At 42.2% G+C, this 18,031-nt stretch carries 16 protein-coding genes and 1 tRNA gene; 14 read left to right on the top strand and 3 right to left on the bottom strand.

Annotated features, from left to right (window positions below):
- Positions 1-16: 16 nt before the first annotated feature.
- A complete protein-coding gene (locus M2470_RS12350) occupies positions 17-3,247 on the bottom strand; it encodes a TonB-dependent receptor (RefSeq protein WP_280745294.1) in 3,231 nt (1,076 codons plus the stop codon).
- Positions 3,248-3,361: 114 nt separating this feature from the next.
- Positions 3,362-4,372 carry a FecR family protein gene (locus M2470_RS12345; protein WP_280745295.1) on the bottom strand — a complete coding sequence of 337 codons (1,011 nt, stop codon included), beginning with the start codon at positions 4,370-4,372 and terminating at the stop codon, positions 3,362-3,364.
- Positions 4,373-4,481: 109 nt separating this feature from the next.
- On the opposite strand from M2470_RS12345, the gene M2470_RS12340 reads away from it, so the two are divergent.
- From M2470_RS12340 to M2470_RS12305, 8 genes are all read left to right on the top strand, one after another.
- The gene (locus M2470_RS12340) at positions 4,482-5,036 is read left to right on the top strand and encodes an RNA polymerase sigma-70 factor (RefSeq protein ID WP_280745355.1); all 555 of its coding nucleotides are present in this window, start codon (positions 4,482-4,484) and stop codon (positions 5,034-5,036) included.
- 214 nt (positions 5,037-5,250) lie between these two features.
- The gene (locus tag M2470_RS12335) at positions 5,251-5,841 is read left to right on the top strand and encodes an Abi family protein (RefSeq protein WP_280746479.1); all 591 of its coding nucleotides are present in this window, start codon (positions 5,251-5,253) and stop codon (positions 5,839-5,841) included.
- 163 nt (positions 5,842-6,004) lie between these two features.
- Positions 6,005-6,166 (top strand): hypothetical protein, encoded by a 162-nt coding sequence (locus tag M2470_RS12330; protein WP_280745358.1) that lies wholly within the window; start codon positions 6,005-6,007, stop codon positions 6,164-6,166.
- 742 nt (positions 6,167-6,908) lie between these two features.
- Positions 6,909-9,530: a valine--tRNA ligase gene (locus M2470_RS12325; protein ID WP_280745296.1), complete on the top strand. Its 2,622-nt coding sequence runs from the start codon at positions 6,909-6,911 to the stop codon at positions 9,528-9,530.
- Positions 9,531-9,540: 10 nt separating this feature from the next.
- Positions 9,541-10,575, top strand: coding sequence for a DUF6340 family protein (locus tag M2470_RS12320; protein ID WP_280745297.1), 1,035 nt, complete (start codon positions 9,541-9,543; stop codon positions 10,573-10,575).
- Between the two features lie 62 nt (positions 10,576-10,637).
- Positions 10,638-11,102 (top strand): hypothetical protein, encoded by a 465-nt coding sequence (locus M2470_RS12315; protein WP_280745298.1) that lies wholly within the window; start codon positions 10,638-10,640, stop codon positions 11,100-11,102.
- Positions 11,093-11,165: transfer RNA gene (locus M2470_RS12310), tRNA-Thr, on the top strand. The genes M2470_RS12315 and M2470_RS12310 overlap by 10 nt, the downstream gene beginning before the upstream one ends.
- Before the next feature lie 139 nt (positions 11,166-11,304).
- On the top strand, positions 11,305-11,883 hold the full coding sequence (locus M2470_RS12305) for a hypothetical protein (RefSeq protein WP_280745299.1): 579 nt from the start codon (positions 11,305-11,307) through the stop codon (positions 11,881-11,883).
- 56 nt (positions 11,884-11,939) lie between these two features.
- On the opposite strand, the gene M2470_RS12300 is transcribed toward M2470_RS12305, so the two are convergent.
- Positions 11,940-12,413: a pyridoxamine 5'-phosphate oxidase family protein gene (locus tag M2470_RS12300; protein ID WP_280745300.1), complete on the bottom strand. Its 474-nt coding sequence runs from the start codon at positions 12,411-12,413 to the stop codon at positions 11,940-11,942.
- Positions 12,414-12,520: 107 nt separating this feature from the next.
- Between M2470_RS12300 and rpmH the strand changes: the two genes are divergently transcribed.
- The 6 genes from rpmH (at position 12,521) to rocD (ending at position 18,028) form a co-directional block, all read left to right on the top strand.
- Positions 12,521-12,673 (top strand): 50S ribosomal protein L34, encoded by a 153-nt coding sequence (gene rpmH, locus M2470_RS12295; RefSeq protein WP_099464553.1) that lies wholly within the window; start codon positions 12,521-12,523, stop codon positions 12,671-12,673.
- 145 nt (positions 12,674-12,818) lie between these two features.
- Positions 12,819-13,475 (top strand): PASTA domain-containing protein, encoded by a 657-nt coding sequence (locus tag M2470_RS12290; protein ID WP_280745301.1) that lies wholly within the window; start codon positions 12,819-12,821, stop codon positions 13,473-13,475.
- Positions 13,476-13,477: 2 nt separating this feature from the next.
- Entirely contained in the window at positions 13,478-14,557 is a 1,080-nt protein-coding gene (locus M2470_RS12285; RefSeq protein ID WP_280745302.1) for an RluA family pseudouridine synthase, read from the top strand.
- Entirely contained in the window at positions 14,554-15,534 is a 981-nt protein-coding gene (locus M2470_RS12280) for a D-alanine--D-alanine ligase (RefSeq protein ID WP_280745303.1), read from the top strand. The genes M2470_RS12285 and M2470_RS12280 overlap by 4 nt, the downstream gene beginning before the upstream one ends.
- A gap of 2 nt (positions 15,535-15,536) precedes the next feature.
- Positions 15,537-16,700 (top strand): 1-acyl-sn-glycerol-3-phosphate acyltransferase, encoded by a 1,164-nt coding sequence (locus tag M2470_RS12275; RefSeq protein WP_280745304.1) that lies wholly within the window; start codon positions 15,537-15,539, stop codon positions 16,698-16,700.
- A gap of 116 nt (positions 16,701-16,816) precedes the next feature.
- Positions 16,817-18,028 carry an ornithine--oxo-acid transaminase gene (gene rocD / locus M2470_RS12270; RefSeq protein WP_280745305.1) on the top strand — a complete coding sequence of 404 codons (1,212 nt, stop codon included), beginning with the start codon at positions 16,817-16,819 and terminating at the stop codon, positions 18,026-18,028.
- Positions 18,029-18,031: the final 3 nt, after the last annotated feature.

Here is an 18,031-nt window from a genome sequence, read left to right as displayed (position 1 = left end):
CGTTATAGTTTAAAGATTAAAAGTTAACACTTAGCCCAAAAGAAAAACTTCGTGCTTTAGGGTAGAAATCAAGTGGCTCTACACCCGGAGCCAATCCTTCACCAGTGCTGATAGGTAACTCGGGATCAAGGCCGGAATAACCGGTGATCACGAAAAGGTTTTGCCCAGTAGCATATATCCTTACTCCATTCAGCAGTTTGGGAAACGTATAGCCAAGTGTCATATTATCAAGACGTAAATAGGAACCTTTCTCCAGATAGTAATCAGAATATTTGGGGGTTACCTTCAGCTCCCATGTAAGGGGATCGTTCAGAGCATTGGCTCCCGGCATGAATCCACCTTGTGCATATACCAGACGAGGTAAGTTCAACACGTCGTTGCCATACACGCCACGCAGGAAAAATGAAAAATCGAAATTCTTGTATTGAAACGAATTATTGATACCATAAGTGAGCGATGGTTGTGCATTGCCGATATACGTATAATCCGCAGGTTCGGAAATACCTTCTTCGCCGTCTTGATCTATAATCTTATAATCTCCGTTTTCCAGGCCGGCACATTGAAGGCCATAGAACTGTCCGACAGGCTTTCCTACTTCAAGGATATGCGTTGTGGTACCGCCGCCTCTCCACCAAATACTACCGACCAATTGACGTTCGGTGGTATAGATGTCGTTTGAGAGTTTCGTTACTTCATTTTTGTTGTGAGCAAGATTCAGTGAAATATTCCAGGAGAAATCGGAAGTAATTATAGGCGTAGCGTTAAGCGTAAGCTCAATACCCGTATTCTTCATGTCACCCACATTTGCCATCATAGTACCATACATGTAAGGAGGGGTAGGCACGGAATATTCGTAAAGCATATCCGAGGTTTTTTTGTTATACCACTCGAAACGCCCGCTGAGACGATTATTGAACACGCCGAAATCGACACCAATATTCAACATAGAGGTCTGTTCCCAACGAAGGTCTGGGTTAGGATTTTGACTGATAGAATATCCGGTATGCCATGTGCCATTATCATAATAAGTACCTCCGTATCCGTAAAGTCCGAGTGAGTTATAAGGAGACAGACCTGTTTGATTACCCATAATCCCCCAACCGGCGCTTAATTTCAAGTCACTAAGGAAAGAAGCATCTGAAAGAAAACCTTCTTCAGAGATATTCCATGCAGCTGATACAGAAGGGAATGTTCCCCATTTGTGATTGTCTCCAAACTTTGACGAACCGTCTTCACGTAATGTAGCTGTAAGATTATACTTACCCATATAACTGTAATTAACACGTCCGTAGAAAGAGATCAGGCGACTTTCTTCTTTTGCCGAACCTATATCGCCCTTACGATACCCTTCGCCCGAAGCGAGATCATTGGCACCAAGATAATTGGAAATAAATGTACGATTCTGAGCAAAATGTGAAGAAACACTTTCTTCTTCCCACGAATAGCCTGCCAAAACATTCAGCTTGTGGTTTCCGAATTGCTTGTTGTATGTATTTGTCCACTCTAGGAGCTCTTTATTTCTGACGTCTGATGAACGTTTTGCAAAACCTCCGTTACTGATACCAGCTTCTGAATTTTTGCCATTATACTCACTATAATCGCTGGAATTACGGCTTTTCGCAACAAAAAGTTTCGTATCAAGACCATCGATTATGGTTAAAGTAGCAGCAGCAGTTACATAGGCATTTAAGGTTTCATATTCGCGTGAGTTTTCCTTTTGGTTACGAACCGGGTTTCCCTGATCATAATCATAGGATTCGTGCCATGTACCGTCTGCATTCTTTACCGGACGTACCGGTGACATATTGTATGCAAGCAAAAAATTACGGCCATATGTAGGTTGTGTATTGCTCATAGTTGAAACGGCAGTAAGGTCTATTTTCAGACGATTATTCAAGGCAAATTGCGAGAACTGAAGTCTGATATTGTAACGATCCAGCCAGTTGTCACGTGCCAATCCGTCACGTTTCATATAAGATATAGAACCCCGGTAGTTATTATTGGTACCACCTCCTGCAACCGAAAGGCTATGATCCTGCTGAATACCTGTACGCGTGATTTCATCGAACCAGTCGGTATTTCCTCCATGATCGTATAATGAGGAATCATATCCTTTTTCTGTCACATAATGGCGCCATTCGTTGGCTGTAAATAAATCGGGTTTGTTAGCCAAAGTGGAAATACCTACAGCACCGGTATAATTAACAGTAGGCTTGGAAGCAACACCTTTTTTAGTCGTTACCAAAATAACCCCACCTGCGGCACGAGAACCATAGATAGCTGCAGCCGAAGCATCCTTCAATACAGAAATAGATTCGATATCCTGCGGAGAAACTGTCGATAAATCGGCTCCCGGAATATTATCAATTACAAAGAAAGGTCCTTGATCATTAAGCAGAGTGGTAACACCACGGAGACGAATAGTCGCATTTGAGGTTACATCGCCCGAGCCATTGTTTATCTGTAAACCAGCAACCTTTCCTTGTAACATATCGGCTGCACTTTTCTGAAGTCCCTGATTGAAATCCTTGGCAGTTACATTCGTAACAGAACCGGTAATCTCTTTACGAGTCATGGTACCGTAGCCTACTACCACTACCTCTTCGATCTCCCGGCTATCTTCGCCGAGAACAACATTAATAATCGTTTGATTGCCAACAACTACTTCTTTTGTGGCATACCCTATAAACGAAAAGACCAATGTTACATCCTTGTCTGGGACGTCGATGGAATATCTTCCATTCTCATCGGTGACCACACCTCGCCTGGTGTCTTTGATCACTACATTCACCCCCGGAACCGTAAAGCCGGTATTGTCTGTCACAACACCTGAGATTGTCATTTGCTGTTGTCCGACTCTTGTCACGGTTGACTTTACGTCTTTTCCGGAAAGAATAATATCCTTATTTACGATCTTGTACTCGATATCCGATGCTGCAAAAATCTGGTTCAAAACGTTGAACACATCTGCATCTTTGGCGTTGACGGATACCTTACGTTGCATATCGATTAACTTGCCATTATAATAAAAACGGAATTCGGATTGTTGCTCTATCTCATCCAACACTTCAGCTACCGGCTTATTGGTAATATGAAGCGACAGGACTGTTGTTTGCGCATATGAAACAGATGCAAATAGGACATTTACAGAGAGAAAGCATAACGTTAGGAATAGCGAAATTTTGTTCAACAAGTTGGGAATCGAAAAACGTTCCCAAGCATGTTGATGTTGGTTATTTTTTGCCATAATTTTATCAAATTTAAGTTTAGAATATAAATTCACGTGTTTTACGCGAAAAGATGGATAGCGTTATTCCGCGTGTGTTTTTCCTTGGCTGATCAGTGTTTTTTCATAGGCATCTTATTTTATTTTCATTAATTTAATTGTCGGTTTCCGCTCATCCTGATCCTCAGGATAAGACATCACATAATTAATCTTCGACGAAATTTTCATGTAGTCCAGAATCTGAAATAGAGGTTTATTCTCAAAAGCCCCGGTAAAGGTGTAATTATGAATAACTTCATCTACAACATTAAACTCTACACTATAAAAATTAGCCAGTTGTCTCAAGACCTCGGGCATAGGCGTATCCTTGAATATCAAACACCCTCTCATCCATGCTGTTTCCTGTGTTGTATTAACCTTTCTACGGTATATCTTATCGTTTTCGATATCATAAGTTACCTTATCGTCAGGGAACATTAGAACAGAACCCTTTTTTCCGCGAACACCTACTTGCACACTACCTTCCACCAATGTTGCCTGTATCAGCTTATCTTTTTCATAGGCTTGCAAAGTGAATTCGGTACCCAACACCCGTACATTTACTCTCTCGTCGGAAGTATGCACAATAAAGGGCCGGGCAGGATCATGTACAACCTTAAAATAAGCCTCACCCGACAATTGCACTTCACGTTTGTTACTGGTATATCGTGAAGGGTATGTAATCGTACTTGCTGCATTAAGGTAAACGATCGTATTGTCAGGAAGCGTCAGTTGCGAACGCATGCCGGCATTGGTGCTCACGGTAATCATTGGCGACTCCTCCTGCCTGTATTGTAATAGGAATGAGCCGATTCCCAACAGGCCAATAAGCAATGAGGCGGCAACCGTTGTTCGCTGTATAAAGATCCGTCGGGATTTATTTCTGATACGCTGTTGAACAACACGTAATGCCTTATCCGAGTTGCGCTGCTTGATACGCTCTAACGTACATTGCTGATGATATATTTTCGCCATTTGGAGAATCGTATTCTCATTCAGCTTATCTTCTTCGAGCCAAGCATTTACTTGCTCTATTTCTTTCGCATCTGCCGTCTTATTAATATATTTCAACAGCAGCTTAGTGTCTATTTGTTTGTTTAATGTCATTCTTTTCGAGGTTCTACTTATACGACACGCAATTTCCTCCCACCCCTAAAGAGAATATCATTATTTTTATTATTTTTGTAATATATCTACCAATGCACTACCTGGTATGTTGAATGACAAAGCTCTTTTAAACAGGATACAGCAAGGGGATACGGACGCATACAATCAAATGTTTGGACTGTTCTACTCTCCACTGTGTGAATATGCTTCGCAATATATATCCGATGCTGACGCCGAGGAGTTAGTGCAAGATTTAATGGTATATGTTTGGGAAAACCGAAAACACCTTGTTGTCGAAAAATCCCTGAAATCATATCTTTTTGTCTCCGTCAAAAACAGATGCTATAATGTTTCCCGCAATAAACAATCAAGAATAAACATACATTCATATTTATATGACAAATTGAAAGATCAGTTCGAAGATCCCGACTACTATATGATCGACGAAATAACCACGAGCATCGCAAAAGCCATAGAAGAACTCCCCGAAAGCTATCGCGAAACGTTTAAAATGAGCCGTTTCGACGAGATGCCAAATAGCGAAATAGCCAACCATCTCAATGTATCAGTCAAAACAGTAGAGTACCGAATCACTCAATCACTAAAAATCCTTCGCGTAAAACTGAAAGATTATTTCCCCTTGTTTCTTTTCTTGCTAAAATGAGAAAGTAAGTAGTAATAGCAAGCATATAAAATGGGCAGGTATTGATTCATACCAGTCTGATAGACAATAAGTATACTGGCCAAGAATTCTCGTTTATATGTAAAAACTCCCCAAAAACAAGTAAAGACAAAGGAATTATCCCTATCTTTGCAGCAACAGTGCCCGCCAAGCCTCTTTATAATGCTCAAATAGGTGGGCCGTTTTTTTTGTATATATGCCAAACAACTATACTAAACAATGTGCTCTTCCCCAAAACCTTATAAGCCTATTAAAGAAACGGGGATTAAGTATAATCAATGAGCCTAAGGCCGAAAGTTACCTATGGAGTATCGGTTATTTTCGTTTTAGTGCTTATCTACGACCGCTATATAAAGAGCCTAAGGTTAATCATGTATTTAAGGATGATGCCACTTTTGAAAAGGCCTTAAATATGTATAGGTTTGATCGCAAACTACGCTTACTCTTATTCAACGAGATTGAAAAGATAGAAGTAGCTATTCGAAGTGCTTTAGTTAACATTGTCAACAGCAACACCAATGACGCATTTTGGATAACGAACATCAACTATTTTCATAATAAACAAGCCTTGAACAACAGTCTAAATATTATTAACACCGAAATAAGACGAACCAAAGAGGACTTCATTATTCATTTTCAGAAAACCTACTCAAACGCTTATCCTCCCTCATGGATGGTTGCAGAAATAGTGCCATTAGGTAGTCTCAGTACAATATACAAAAACCTGCATAATTATTCTTTAAAAAAAAGTCTCAGCACATTTTGGTTTACCAATCAATGTTTTTGAATCTTGGACACAAAACTTGGCACTCCTTAGAAATCTATGTTGCCACCATGCGCGTGTATGGAATAAGAATTTCGCGGTAAAGCCCTCGCTTCCAACTACTCTCCACCACCCATGGATAGACCCGTCCAAGACAGATATTAATAGAGTATATATCCGTATTTGCATGATTAAATATCTACTCTTCACCGTTTCTCCACAGAATTCTTTCACTGATAAGATCAAAGAGTTGATCACTAAATATCCGACAATCGACACGCAAGCCATGGGATTTCCTAGTGATTGGGAGAATGCTCCGATATGGAAACAAAATACCATTTTTCCATAAATTGTCATTTTGTTAATTCATCCCCTCAATACTCGTCTTATTTCGGCTCTAAGACTGGAACGCCGGCAAATAAGCCCTCAAATTGACACTTTGTCTTTGACATTTTAAAAGCAAATGGAGAACAAAAGGATAAAACCGAACATATTTACACGGATTTCTCATTCATTACCACACATTACCACTTTTATCACAAACTTTTTGATATTTTGAAAAACATAGGTGTTTTAGTCGTGTTTTTAGTTAATAAAAGCTTCGATTTATATCTTTCGGACAGATATTTTTGACCTGGCCGAAATATACAAAGAAATCATTAAGGTGGTTTGGCAATTTTACTTGGATGAATTGGCTAAATCACTTGGATCATTTAGTAAAATCACTTGGATAAAATGAGGAAAAGGAACCGATTTAACCAAATATTGGTTAAATTCAAATTCGTTTTGGTTAATTTTTGTTTGAAATTCTGCAATTTCAAGGTTTTTTCTCAATCTACGTGTTAGCTAGAAGTAGCGATTTTCTCAAAAACAACACAAATATAAGGTATTTTAACATCAAAATGACATTTTCAAGAGAAAAGAAAAAACAAGACTAGAGATTGGGTGTATGGGAATTATAAACGATTATCAACCATTTCAATACTAATCCGCAGTTTTTTCTTACTTTTGTCACTCCATAATATGAGGCTGACAACTTGGCCTTGTTTGTGGGATTAAATAATATAGTGATACGATAAGCTTAAGAAATTATGGAAATTGCAAGTAAGTACAACCCTGCAGAAGTAGAGGAAAAATGGTACCAGTATTGGTTGGCAAATGGTTTTTTCAGTTCAGTTCCTGACGACCGTGAACCGTATACAATCGTCATTCCTCCGCCAAACGTCACCGGCGTACTGCACATGGGACACATGCTTAACAATACCATTCAGGATATCTTGGTGCGCCGCGCCCGTATGCAGGGAAAGAATGCTTGCTGGGTGCCGGGAACCGACCATGCCTCCATCGCTACGGAAGCAAAGGTAGTAGCCAAGCTGGCTGCAGAAGGAATTGGCAAGAAGGATCTTACCCGTGAACAGTTCCTGGAGCATGCCTGGGAATGGACTCACAAACATGGAGGTATCATCCTTGAGCAACTAAAAAAGCTGGGAGCTTCATGCGACTGGGACCGTACTTGCTTTACCATGGACGAGGCTCGTTCAAAAAGTGTGATAAAAGTATTCTGCGACCTTTATAAAAAGGGACTTATCTATCGCGGAATCCGCATGGTAAACTGGGATCCGGCAGCAAAAACCGCTATATCCGACGAGGAAGTAATGCACAAGGAAGAGCATGGCAAGCTATATTATGTAAAATATAAGGTAGAGGGCGAAAACGGATATGCCGTAATAGCTACGACCCGTCCGGAGACAATCTTCGGAGACGTAGCCGTTTGTATCCACCCCAACGACCCCAAAACAGCAGCCTTTAAAGGGAAAAAGCTGATTGTACCGATAGCCAACCGGGTAGTTCCTGTTATCGAAGACGAATATGTAGATACGGAATTCGGTACAGGATTCCTGAAAGTGACTCCTGCTCATGACGTAAACGACTATATGCTGGGCGAGAAGCACAATCTGGAAGCGATTGACATCTTCAACGACAACGGCACATTGAACCAGTATGGGCTTCAATACGAAGGAATGGATCGTTTTGTTGTTCGCAAACAGATAGAAAAAGATCTGGAAGAGCTGGGGTTAATGGAAAAGACAGAAGCCTACACCAATAGCGTAGGATACTCCGAACGAACAGACGTACCTATTGAACCGAAGCTATCCATGCAATGGTTCCTGAAGATGGAAAATCTGGCAAAGCCCGCTCTGGATGCAGTAGAGAATGATACCATCAAATTCCATCCGGCCAAATTCAAGAATATGTATCGCCACTGGATGGAGAATATCAAAGACTGGAACATCAGTCGCCAACTATGGTGGGGACATCAGATTCCGGCTTACTATCTGCCGGAAGGTGGCTTCGTGGTAGGCGAAACAGAAGAAGAGGCTTTGCAGCTTGCCCGCGAAAAGACAGGCAACCCCAATCTGCAATTCAGTGATTTGCGCCAAGACGAGGACTGCCTCGACACCTGGTTCTCATCCTGGTTATGGCCTATCTCCGTATTTGATGGCATCAACCATCCCGACAATGAGGAGATTAACTACTACTACCCAACCAACGACCTGGTAACAGCTCCCGAGATTATCTTCTTCTGGGTAGCCCGTATGATCATGTCGGGATATGAATACCGCCAGGAAGAATGCTTCCGCAATGTCTACTTCACAGGTATTGTGCGCGACAAGCTGGGCCGCAAGATGTCTAAGTCATTGGGCAACTCACCCGACCCTATCGAGCTGATGAACAAATACGGAGCCGACGGAGTACGTATGGGTATGCTACTCACCTCTCCTGCCGGTAACGACCTGCCGTTTGACGAATCCTTATGCGAACAGGGAAGAAACTTCAACAATAAGATATGGAATGCCTTCCGCTTGGTAAAAGGCTGGGAAGTAGCAGATAACATCCCTCAACCAGAAGCATCGGCTATTGCCGTGAAATGGTTCCGCTTGCAACTTGACAAAACAGTTGCCGAGATGGACGACCTGTACAACAAGTATCGTCTGAACGAAGCCTTAATGCTGGTATACAAGCTCTTCTGGGATGAATTTTCGTCCTGGTATCTGGAACTGATCAAGCCGGCTTTCGGCCAACCGATAGACAAAGCGACCTACCAAACCACCTTGGGATTCTTTGATGCTCTGCTGAGATTGTTGCATCCCTTTATGCCTTTCATCACCGAAGAGCTCTGGCAAGCGCTGGATAACCGGAAGGAAGGAGAAAGCATCATGGTTTCATTAATGCCTCAATCTCAGCCGGTAGACAATGAATACCTCAACGCTTTTGAAATGGTAAAAGAAATCATCGGAGGTATCCGTACCATCCGCCTGCAAAAGAACATCCCAAACAAAGATTCGCTGGATTTGCAAATATTAGGTACACATAACGATTTGTTTAATCCGGTTATCATAAAAATGTGTAACTTAGCAAACGTAAGCAATGTAGAAGAAAAGGCTTCGGGAGCTGTTTCGTTTCTGGTTCGCACAACAGAATACGCTGTTCCGCTCGGAAACAAAATAAATGTGGAAGAAGAACTGAAAAAGTTGAGCGAAGAACTAAACTACCAGAAAGGCTTCCTTGCAGCCGTAATGAAGAAGCTGGGCAACGAAAGTTTTGTAAGTAAAGCACCCGCCAAGGTAATAGAAATGGAACAAAAGAAACAAGCGGATGCCGAAAGCAAAATCAAAAGCCTGGAAGAAGCGATTGCTACTTTGAAGAAGTAAAATAAACAGCATGAGAAGTATTGTTTGCCTGTTCATACTATGTTTGTTCACAGCTTGCAGTCAGATGCGTTTCATTGGCATTGAAACGTTTAATCCGTCTGAAATCACCTATCCAAGTGATGCCAGAACGATTTTGATTGTCAACAACGCAGTACCACAACCACCCGAAAGCGGTTATGAATACAGATTAATGGGCGTATTACAAGACACCTGTAAGGCGTATGCCGACAGTGCCTTGTTTGATGCCTGTAAAGCTTTGGGTAAACAAATAGCAGAAACAGACTTCTTTTATGACGTGCGCCTCTTTAACGAAAACACCCGCACAGACAACAGTTTCCTGGAAGATCAGAAACTTTCTCAAAAGGAAGTGATTGACCTTTGCGAAGAAACCGGAGCCGACGCCATCATCTCCTTCGACAGATTATTGTTTGACATGAAAAAAGTCATATCAAACGTTGGAGGAGGCTTTTACCTGGGCGTAATAGATGTTAAAATGAATGGTATTGTCCGGAGTTATCTTCCTTCAAGGGAAAACCCATTGGCTAGTGTACTGGTGTCCGACAGTATTTTCTGGGCTGAAGAAGCCGATCAGCTGAAAATCTTGGATCACCTATACCTACCCTCACCCGACGAAGCGTTGCGCACAGCAGCTATCCATGTCGGCGAAAAGCTCTATCGCATGTTCGTCCCACACTGGAACCGAGAAAACCGATGGTACTATACAGGTGTAAGCTCCAAGTGGAAAGAAGCCGCCACGCGAATGGCCAGCAGCAAATGGGATGAAGCTATCGAAAGATGGATGGCGATCAACGAAAAGGCATCAGGCTGGAAAAGCAAAGCCAAGTCCGCATCCAATCTAGCATTGGCCTATGAAATGAACAATGATCTGAGAAAGGCCTTGGAATGGGCCACTCAGGCTTACGATCTATACGATAAGAATGCCGGAAGTGAAGATAAATACACCCAATACCAGGGAGTCTACAAAGCTGCTTTGATAGAACGCATACGTCTGGATAAAAAGCTAACATTGCAATTTGGAGAATAATCTTCCGTTTATTTATAAATTATTATTACTTTTGCCAGACTTTTATAAGGAGATAAACGATTATGAGTGCAAATAACTCAAAAGTTCAGTCCGTAATTGAAAACACGTTTACTTCAGTCATCAAAGAACTGACGAAAAACGAGTCGGCTGGTCTTATCAGCGATTTATTCGTTCAGGTGGATGCCGAGAATGGTGAGCTGCAAATCTTTGACGAAGAAGAAAACATGCTGGGCAAGGTCGTTATCTTTGACTGGGTAAACAACAACGACAAGCCGGAAGTATTCAATAAAAAGACAGCCTCTGTTGTAAAGGCGGTACTAACCATCCTTACAACAAAGAACATGTTTGAACATTCACGCTTTCTGAAGCCTTTTTCAGTCAGCCTTGTCGACGATGATTTCTCCGTAATAGAAGAACTCCTTTTTATTGACGACGACACCTTCCGCTTGGACGATCCCCTCTTAAAAGACCTGGACGCCGAACTGGATGATTTCCTGAAAGACCTACTATCAGATATGCCGAAATAGCTCAGTTGGTAGAGCAATTCATTCGTAATGAATAGGTCGCCGGTTCGAGTCCGGCTTTCGGCTCTCTTGCTATCAAGCAGTTACATCAAAGTGACTGCTTTTTTGTTTGCCTTATTTTCTGAGCCAAAAATTGTAATTTTCCCGCTATTTATTGAAAATAATATCGTATCTTTGGGTTAATCAACCTAACAATATGAAAATTATGGAAGAAGAAGTAAAAACTCTGAAGAAGCTTTTAAAAGAAGCAAACGCCAAGTGCAAAGATTTAGAAATGAAGAACCTTAGGCTATCCAAAGAAATAGAAGTATTAAGGAAAGAAAAAGGTTATACATCAAATCCAAATGAGATGAGTGAAGATATGTTGAAATCAGAAATGATAAAACATATGATTGCTTATCAGAAGTTCCCAGCCGAAAGACGTCGTGTAGAAGAAGAAAAACGCCAGGAAGCTCTTAAAACACTCACTCCTATGTTCAAAAAGGCCATGATTCTGGAGAAAGAAGAAGGAAAGATTCCGGAAGCTATTAAAGCACATGAAGCTTGTATCCAATTTGGGCAAGAACATAAAGAGGTTTTGATGTCAGGTGATTATGAGAAAAGTATTCTGCGTATAGTTATCCTTTATCGAAAAGATAATCAACTGAATAAAGAAATAGCATTTATAAACAAAATATTAAAAACACGTAAAACGCATCAGAAAAGTCTGTATTCTTCAGATCTGTATTATGATTTAGAATGTAGGCTACAAAAAGTAGAAAAGATGCTTGAAAGAAAGAAATAAGCTGAAAGCAGGTTAAAACTTTTGCGTTCAGGCATCTTCACTGGCAGGCAAATAAATCAACGTCCCGATTGCACGCCAAATTCCTTACAAGTCATTTCAGTTAGGGGAACCACCCATATTTTTACGTTGCGGACGGCTGGATCATTGTAATGAAAGTTTTGGTCGGCGTACTGGCGCATTAAGACTTTTAAAGCGTCTCTCTTCTTTTCGGGATCCTCCTCATAGGTAACGATACCCCAGCCTATTACACTTCTGGAACGCACACTGTAGCTGCAAGCTACTTCGGGGTGTTGAAATGTAAGTTGCGGATCCGTGCAAAAAGTGATACATACCCGTGGGTTACGCTCCAGAATAGAGATGCTTCGCCCCTCTTGGGAGGAATGCAGATAGACTACTCCATCCCGGTATCCAAAACTCATGGGTAAAACATAAGGCGTTCCATCAGTGTCGGCCATGCCTACAAAACAAACACTACATGCGCGGATTACAGACTCGATGATCTCAGGATCAGAATGTATTAACTTCTTCATCTTGCTTTTGTTGTTTTAAATTTCTTTCTATCTGTTTGTTTATTAAAAAAAAGGATTTAACTTTGCAGCCCGAAGCACAAAAATAAATAATATAACAATATAATAAAATGAAGAGAACATTTCAACCTTCTAACAGGAAAAGAAAAAACAAGCATGGCTTCCGTTCCAGAATGGCTACAGCAAACGGCCGCAGAGTATTGGCATCACGTCGTTCTAAAGGAAGAGCAAAACTAACTGTTTCCGACGAATACAACGGATAATAGATTAGCTATTGTTTTAATGAAGAAAGTAAAGGTTTCATAAAAAGCCTTTACTTTCTTTGTTTTATAGCTTTATATGTACATGCATAGCTGCTATTTGAGGTTTTTTTTCTACTTTTGAAGCACCTATAACACATAACGGAAGATGAAGGACTTTTTGATAAAAATGATAAAGAATCCGTTTGTAATGATGATATTGCTAGCCATTGTTGTATCGTGCGCTATTCTTTACGGTACGCTTAAATGGTTAGATAGCTATACGCGTCATAACGAAGCGGTGATCGTACCCGATGTAAAAGGGTTAAACGTGGAAGAGGCGGACAGGTTCTTCCAGAGCAAAGGACTACGCTATACGGTAATAGATTCCGTATTTTCCAAAAGTGTTAAGCCGGGAGCGATTGTAGAAATAACTCCGTCTTCCGGTTCAAAAGTAAAGGAAGGGCGAATCGTATTTATTACGGTAAATGCCATGACTTCGCAGATGGCCGAAATACCGGAGGTAGAAGATATGTCTTTCCGTCAGGCGTATGCATTACTCAGATCCCGTGGTTTTGAAAACATAGAAACAGTATACGTATCGGGAGTCTATAAAGATCTGGCTATAGGTATTGAGTTACGCGGACGTTTGCTGAACCGAGGAGAGATGGTTCAACTATCCGCCCCACTTGTCTTAAAAATAAGCAATGGGGAGTCTATCTTATTTCCTGACGACTCCATTACGACGATAGTACCGTCTTCTACGCCTATAAACCCGAATGATAGACCCATTGAACCTGTTAGTGATCCGGAGGAGTGGTTTTAAATATGATTGATTTACCGGAAGACTGGGATGATGAACAGGATGATGAAGACCTGTTAAGTGAGGGCGAAGAAGGCTCGCAACTATACGAACATTTCCGTTTTATAGCCGACAAAGGGCAATCATTACTGCGTGTTGACAAGTTTCTTTCCGACAGAATGCCCGGCTCGAGCCGTAACCGGATCCAGTTGGCAGCCGATGCCGGTTGTATTCTGGTGAATGATGTTCCCGTAAAAAGTAATTATCGCGTAAAACCACTGGATGCGGTGTCGATTGTTATGACACGCCCCCGCCGCGAACTGGAAATCATACCCGAAAACATTCCCCTCAACATCGTTTATGAGGATTCAGACTTGCTGGTTGTAAATAAACCGGCAGGATTGGTAGTACACCCCGGGCACGGAAACTATACCGGCACATTAGTCAATGCGCTAGCCTGGTACTTAAAAGATGATCCGACCTACGACCCGTCCGATCCCCGCCTGGGATTGGTTCACCGGATAGACAAGGACACATCCGGACTGCTGGTAATTGCCAAAAAACCGGAAGCAAAAACCCACCTAAGCATGCAATTCTTCAACAAAACCAGCCGGCGGGAATATCAAGCATTGGTATGGGGAATCATACAAGAAGATGAAGGGCGCATCGAAGGAAACATTGGGCGCGATCCGCGCGACCGGATGCAAATGAAAGTATTCCCGGAAGGCGACCAGGGGAAAACTGCCGTTACACATTTTAAAGTACTGGAACGATTAGGCTACGTAACATTGACTGAATGTAGACTGGAGACAGGGCGGACGCATCAGATACGGGCTCACATGAAATATATCGGACATATTTTGTTCAACGACGAGCGATACGGAGGCCATGAGATATTAAAAGGTACAACCTTCACAAAATATAAACAATTCGTTCAAAACTGCTTTGCCTTGTGTCCAAGACAAGCATTGCATGCTAAGACATTAGGCTTCATCCATCCGAGTACCGGAGAAGAGATGTACTTCGAATCCGAACTGCCGGAAGATATGAAACAACTCATAGACAAATGGAGAAGCTACTCAAACACAAAAGAGCTAGAAGCATGAAAAAAAACATAGCAATAATAGCCGGAGGAGATTCATCCGAGATTGTCGTTTCTTTGAAGAGCGCCCAAGGAATCTACTCTTTTATTGATAAAGATAAATATTCTTGTTATATTGCCATCGTAAAGAAGGATGAATGGAGCGTAACGCTCCCCGAAGGCAAACAGGTACCGATTGACAAAAATGACTTTAGCTTCAAAGAAGAGGGTGTAACAAAGCATTTTGACTTTGCTTACATCACCATTCACGGAACACCGGGAGAAAATGGTTTGTTGCAAGGCTACTTTGAACTGATCGGGCTGCCCTATTCATCATGCAACGTATTGGCAAGCGCATTAACGTTCAACAAGTTTATGTGCAATAACTATCTTCGTAACTTTGGCATCCGGATCGCTGATTCAGTCCGCCTGACAAAAGACAACCGGATGGAAGACGAAGCTATTATATCCCGTTTGGGATTGCCTGTTTTTGTAAAACCTAACGATGGCGGAAGTAGCTTTGGTGTAACAAAGGTAAAAGAAGCCGGACAGTTACAAGCGGCCGTAGAGAAAGCTTTCGCCGAAGGAAATGAAGTCATCATCGAGCAATTTATCGCCGGTACGGAGGTTACCTGCGGATGCTATAAGACAAAAGAAAAAACGGTGATATTCCCGCTTACGGAAGTAGTTAGCAAAAACGAGTTTTTTGATTTCGATGCGAAATACAACGGACAATCAGACGAAATAACCCCTGCACGCATAGAGCAAGGGGTAGCAAGCACTATCAGACGTCAGACATCCGTTATTTACGACTTGCTGGGAGCTAAGGGATTGATCAGGGTTGATTATATCATACCTGCCGACGGAACTCCCGTTCTATTGGAGGTAAACACAACTCCGGGTATGACACCCGCCAGTTTCATTCCGCAGCAAGTACGCGCAGCCGGGCTGGAGATTAAAGATGTTATGACTGATATTATAGAAAATGAACTAAATTCGTGAACATGGAAACAGATAAAGCAACTCCGAATTTCGACGATATCCGTCCACTAACAAACGACGAGGTAAAAGGGGCAATTGAAGAACTAATTGCCTGCAAGGATTTTGAGGAAGCATTTCGCTATATAAAACCGGATCTGGACTGGGAACAGTTCAAACAGGTCATGCGGACATTCAAAACAAAAGAAGATTTCAAAGCCAACTTGGGCTACGAAGCGGTAATGATGGTTGCCAAAAATACCACCTTCTCGCTTACCATCTCAGGCAGAAGCCGTTTACCGGAAGGACAGAAGCCTTGTACATTTATTTCCAACCACAGGGATATTGTACTGGATGCCGCTTTCCTGAATGTCATGCTGTTTGAAGTAGGTTACGGCCTTACCCAGGTAGCTATCGGAGACAATCTGCTGACACACCCATGGATTGAAACAGTGGTCCGCTTAAACAACAGTTTCATCGTCAAACGTAATGTATCCGGACGCCAGCAGTTGCTAGCCAGTGCTCAGCTTTCGGCATACATACATCATACAATTAAAGAAACCAAAGAGTCCGTTTGGATTGCCCAGCGGGAAGGACGTGCCAAGGATTCAAACGACAAAACACAAACCAGCATTCTGAAAATGCTGAATATGGGTGGCGAAAAGGATGTATTAACCAACCTAATAGAACTGAATATCCTACCCGTAGCGATTTCCTACGAATTTGATCCCTGCGACTTCCTGAAAGCAAAAGAATTCCAGCAGAAACGAGACAATCCCGACTTTATAAAAAGCCGTCGCGATGATCTTCTGAGTATGGAAACTGGTATCTTAAACAGCAAAGGACGCGTACATTTCACCATTGCCTCGCCCATCAACCCACAGTTGGAAAAGCTGGATAAGGAAATGGATAAAACCGAACTTTACGCTACCATAGCCAGCATCATAGACACGGAAATATACAAACACTATCGCTTTTATCCCTGCAATTACGTGGCATACGATATGCTAACCAACACAAATAGATTCAGCAGCAATTACGGATTAAAAGACAAGAAACAATTTGAGTCATACCTGCAAGGGCAGCTCGACAAGATAGTGATCCCCAATAAAGACGAGGCATTCCTTCGCACCAAGATACTGGAGATGTATTCCAATCCGCTGATTAATTCCCTGACGACCCAGGAATAGTCGCAGATGTTTCTTAACATATTGTATTTTCTGCCACATTGATAGCAAAACCGCTACCTTTGAATAGTGGATATGTCGTTTGATTGACATATTGAAAGATTCAAAACTAAATACTTATGAGGTCGGAAGAATTTATCAATCGTGAAGGAACGTACGGGGCACATAACTACCATCCGCTGCCCGTCGTGTTAGAAAAAGGAAAAGGCATATTTGTGTGGGATGTAGAAGGAAAACGTTATTTCGATTTCCTGTCGGGATATTCTGCTCTGAACCAAGGGCATTGTCACCCAAAGATAATCCAGGCTATGAGCAAGCAAGCTGAAAAGCTAACGCTTACTTCACGCGCTTTCTACTCGGATGCGCTGGGAGAATATATGGAATATACCTGCAAGTACTTTGGCTACGACAAATTACTCCCGATGAACAGTGGAGCAGAAGCAGTAGAAACAGCATTGAAGCTGTGCCGGCATTGGGGATATCGCCGGAAAGGCGTAGAGCCGGAACAGGCTAAAATAGTTGTCTGCCATGAGAACTTCCACGGACGCACCATCTCTATCATATCCATGAGCACCGATCCGGTAGCCTATACAGACTTTGGTCCTTACACCCCGGGATTCCTCAAAATTCCATACAATAAAGCGGAAGCGTTACGCGAACTCCTGGAAAAAGATAAAAACATTGTAGGCTTCTTAGCCGAACCTATTCAGGGAGAAGCCGGAGTAGTTGTTCCGGATGACGGATACCTGCACAGCTGTCGCGAATTGTGTCGCGAACATAACGTATTATTTATTGCTGACGAGATACAAACCGGCGTAGGACGTACCGGCAAATTATTAGCCTGCGACCACGAAAAGGTACACCCGGATATCCTTATCCTCGGGAAAGCACTCTCCGGAGGAACCATTCCTATCTCTGCCGTATTAGCTGACGATGACATTATGCTGACAATCAAGCCGGGCGAGCATGGCTCTACATTCGGAGGTAGTCCGCTGGCGGCCAAAATTGCAATCGCAGCCCTTGAAGTGGTAAAAGAAGAAAAGCTGGCAGAGAATGCTCAGGAGATGGGAGAGATCTTCCGCGAGGAAATGAGAAAGATAGAAAGTCCCATGATCAAACTTGTCAGGGGCAAAGGACTCTTGAATGCCGTTGTCACCTCACCGTTAAACGGGAAAACAGCTTGGGATGTTTGTCTGGCACTGAAAAGAAACGGGCTGATTGCCAAGCCAACGCACGACGATATCATCCGCTTCACTCCGCCGCTTATTATCACAAAGGAGCAAATGATGGAGGCAGTAGAGATTATACGTTACACCTTCAGCAAAATATAATAA

The organism is Parabacteroides sp. PH5-46 (assembly GCF_029892785.1).
Lineage (GTDB): Bacteria > Bacteroidota > Bacteroidia > Bacteroidales > Tannerellaceae > DFXE01.
The sequence above is the reverse complement of the archived record's forward strand: the minus strand, read 5'-3'. Positions and strand labels throughout refer to the sequence as shown.

Coding starts and splice junctions, on each gene's coding strand:
- M2470_RS12330 (WP_280745358.1), top strand. CDS start 6,005: ATGATTAAATATCTACTCTTCACCGTTTCTCCACAGAATTCTTTCACT.
- M2470_RS12305 (WP_280745299.1), top strand. CDS start 11,305: ATGGAAGAAGAAGTAAAAACTCTGAAGAAGCTTTTAAAAGAAGCAAAC.
- M2470_RS12320 (WP_280745297.1), top strand. CDS start 9,541: ATGAGAAGTATTGTTTGCCTGTTCATACTATGTTTGTTCACAGCTTGC.
- M2470_RS12315 (WP_280745298.1), top strand. CDS start 10,638: ATGAGTGCAAATAACTCAAAAGTTCAGTCCGTAATTGAAAACACGTTT.
- M2470_RS12285 (WP_280745302.1), top strand. CDS start 13,478: ATGATTGATTTACCGGAAGACTGGGATGATGAACAGGATGATGAAGAC.
- M2470_RS12280 (WP_280745303.1), top strand. CDS start 14,554: ATGAAAAAAAACATAGCAATAATAGCCGGAGGAGATTCATCCGAGATT.
- rpmH (WP_099464553.1), top strand. CDS start 12,521: ATGAAGAGAACATTTCAACCTTCTAACAGGAAAAGAAAAAACAAGCAT.
- M2470_RS12335 (WP_280746479.1), top strand. CDS start 5,251: ATGCCAAACAACTATACTAAACAATGTGCTCTTCCCCAAAACCTTATA.
- M2470_RS12345 (WP_280745295.1), bottom strand. CDS start 4,372: ATGACATTAAACAAACAAATAGACACTAAGCTGCTGTTGAAATATATT.
- M2470_RS12275 (WP_280745304.1), top strand. CDS start 15,537: ATGGAAACAGATAAAGCAACTCCGAATTTCGACGATATCCGTCCACTA.
- M2470_RS12300 (WP_280745300.1), bottom strand. CDS start 12,413: ATGAAGAAGTTAATACATTCTGATCCTGAGATCATCGAGTCTGTAATC.
- M2470_RS12290 (WP_280745301.1), top strand. CDS start 12,819: ATGAAGGACTTTTTGATAAAAATGATAAAGAATCCGTTTGTAATGATG.
- M2470_RS12350 (WP_280745294.1), bottom strand. CDS start 3,247: ATGGCAAAAAATAACCAACATCAACATGCTTGGGAACGTTTTTCGATT.
- rocD (WP_280745305.1), top strand. CDS start 16,817: ATGAGGTCGGAAGAATTTATCAATCGTGAAGGAACGTACGGGGCACAT.
- M2470_RS12325 (WP_280745296.1), top strand. CDS start 6,909: ATGGAAATTGCAAGTAAGTACAACCCTGCAGAAGTAGAGGAAAAATGG.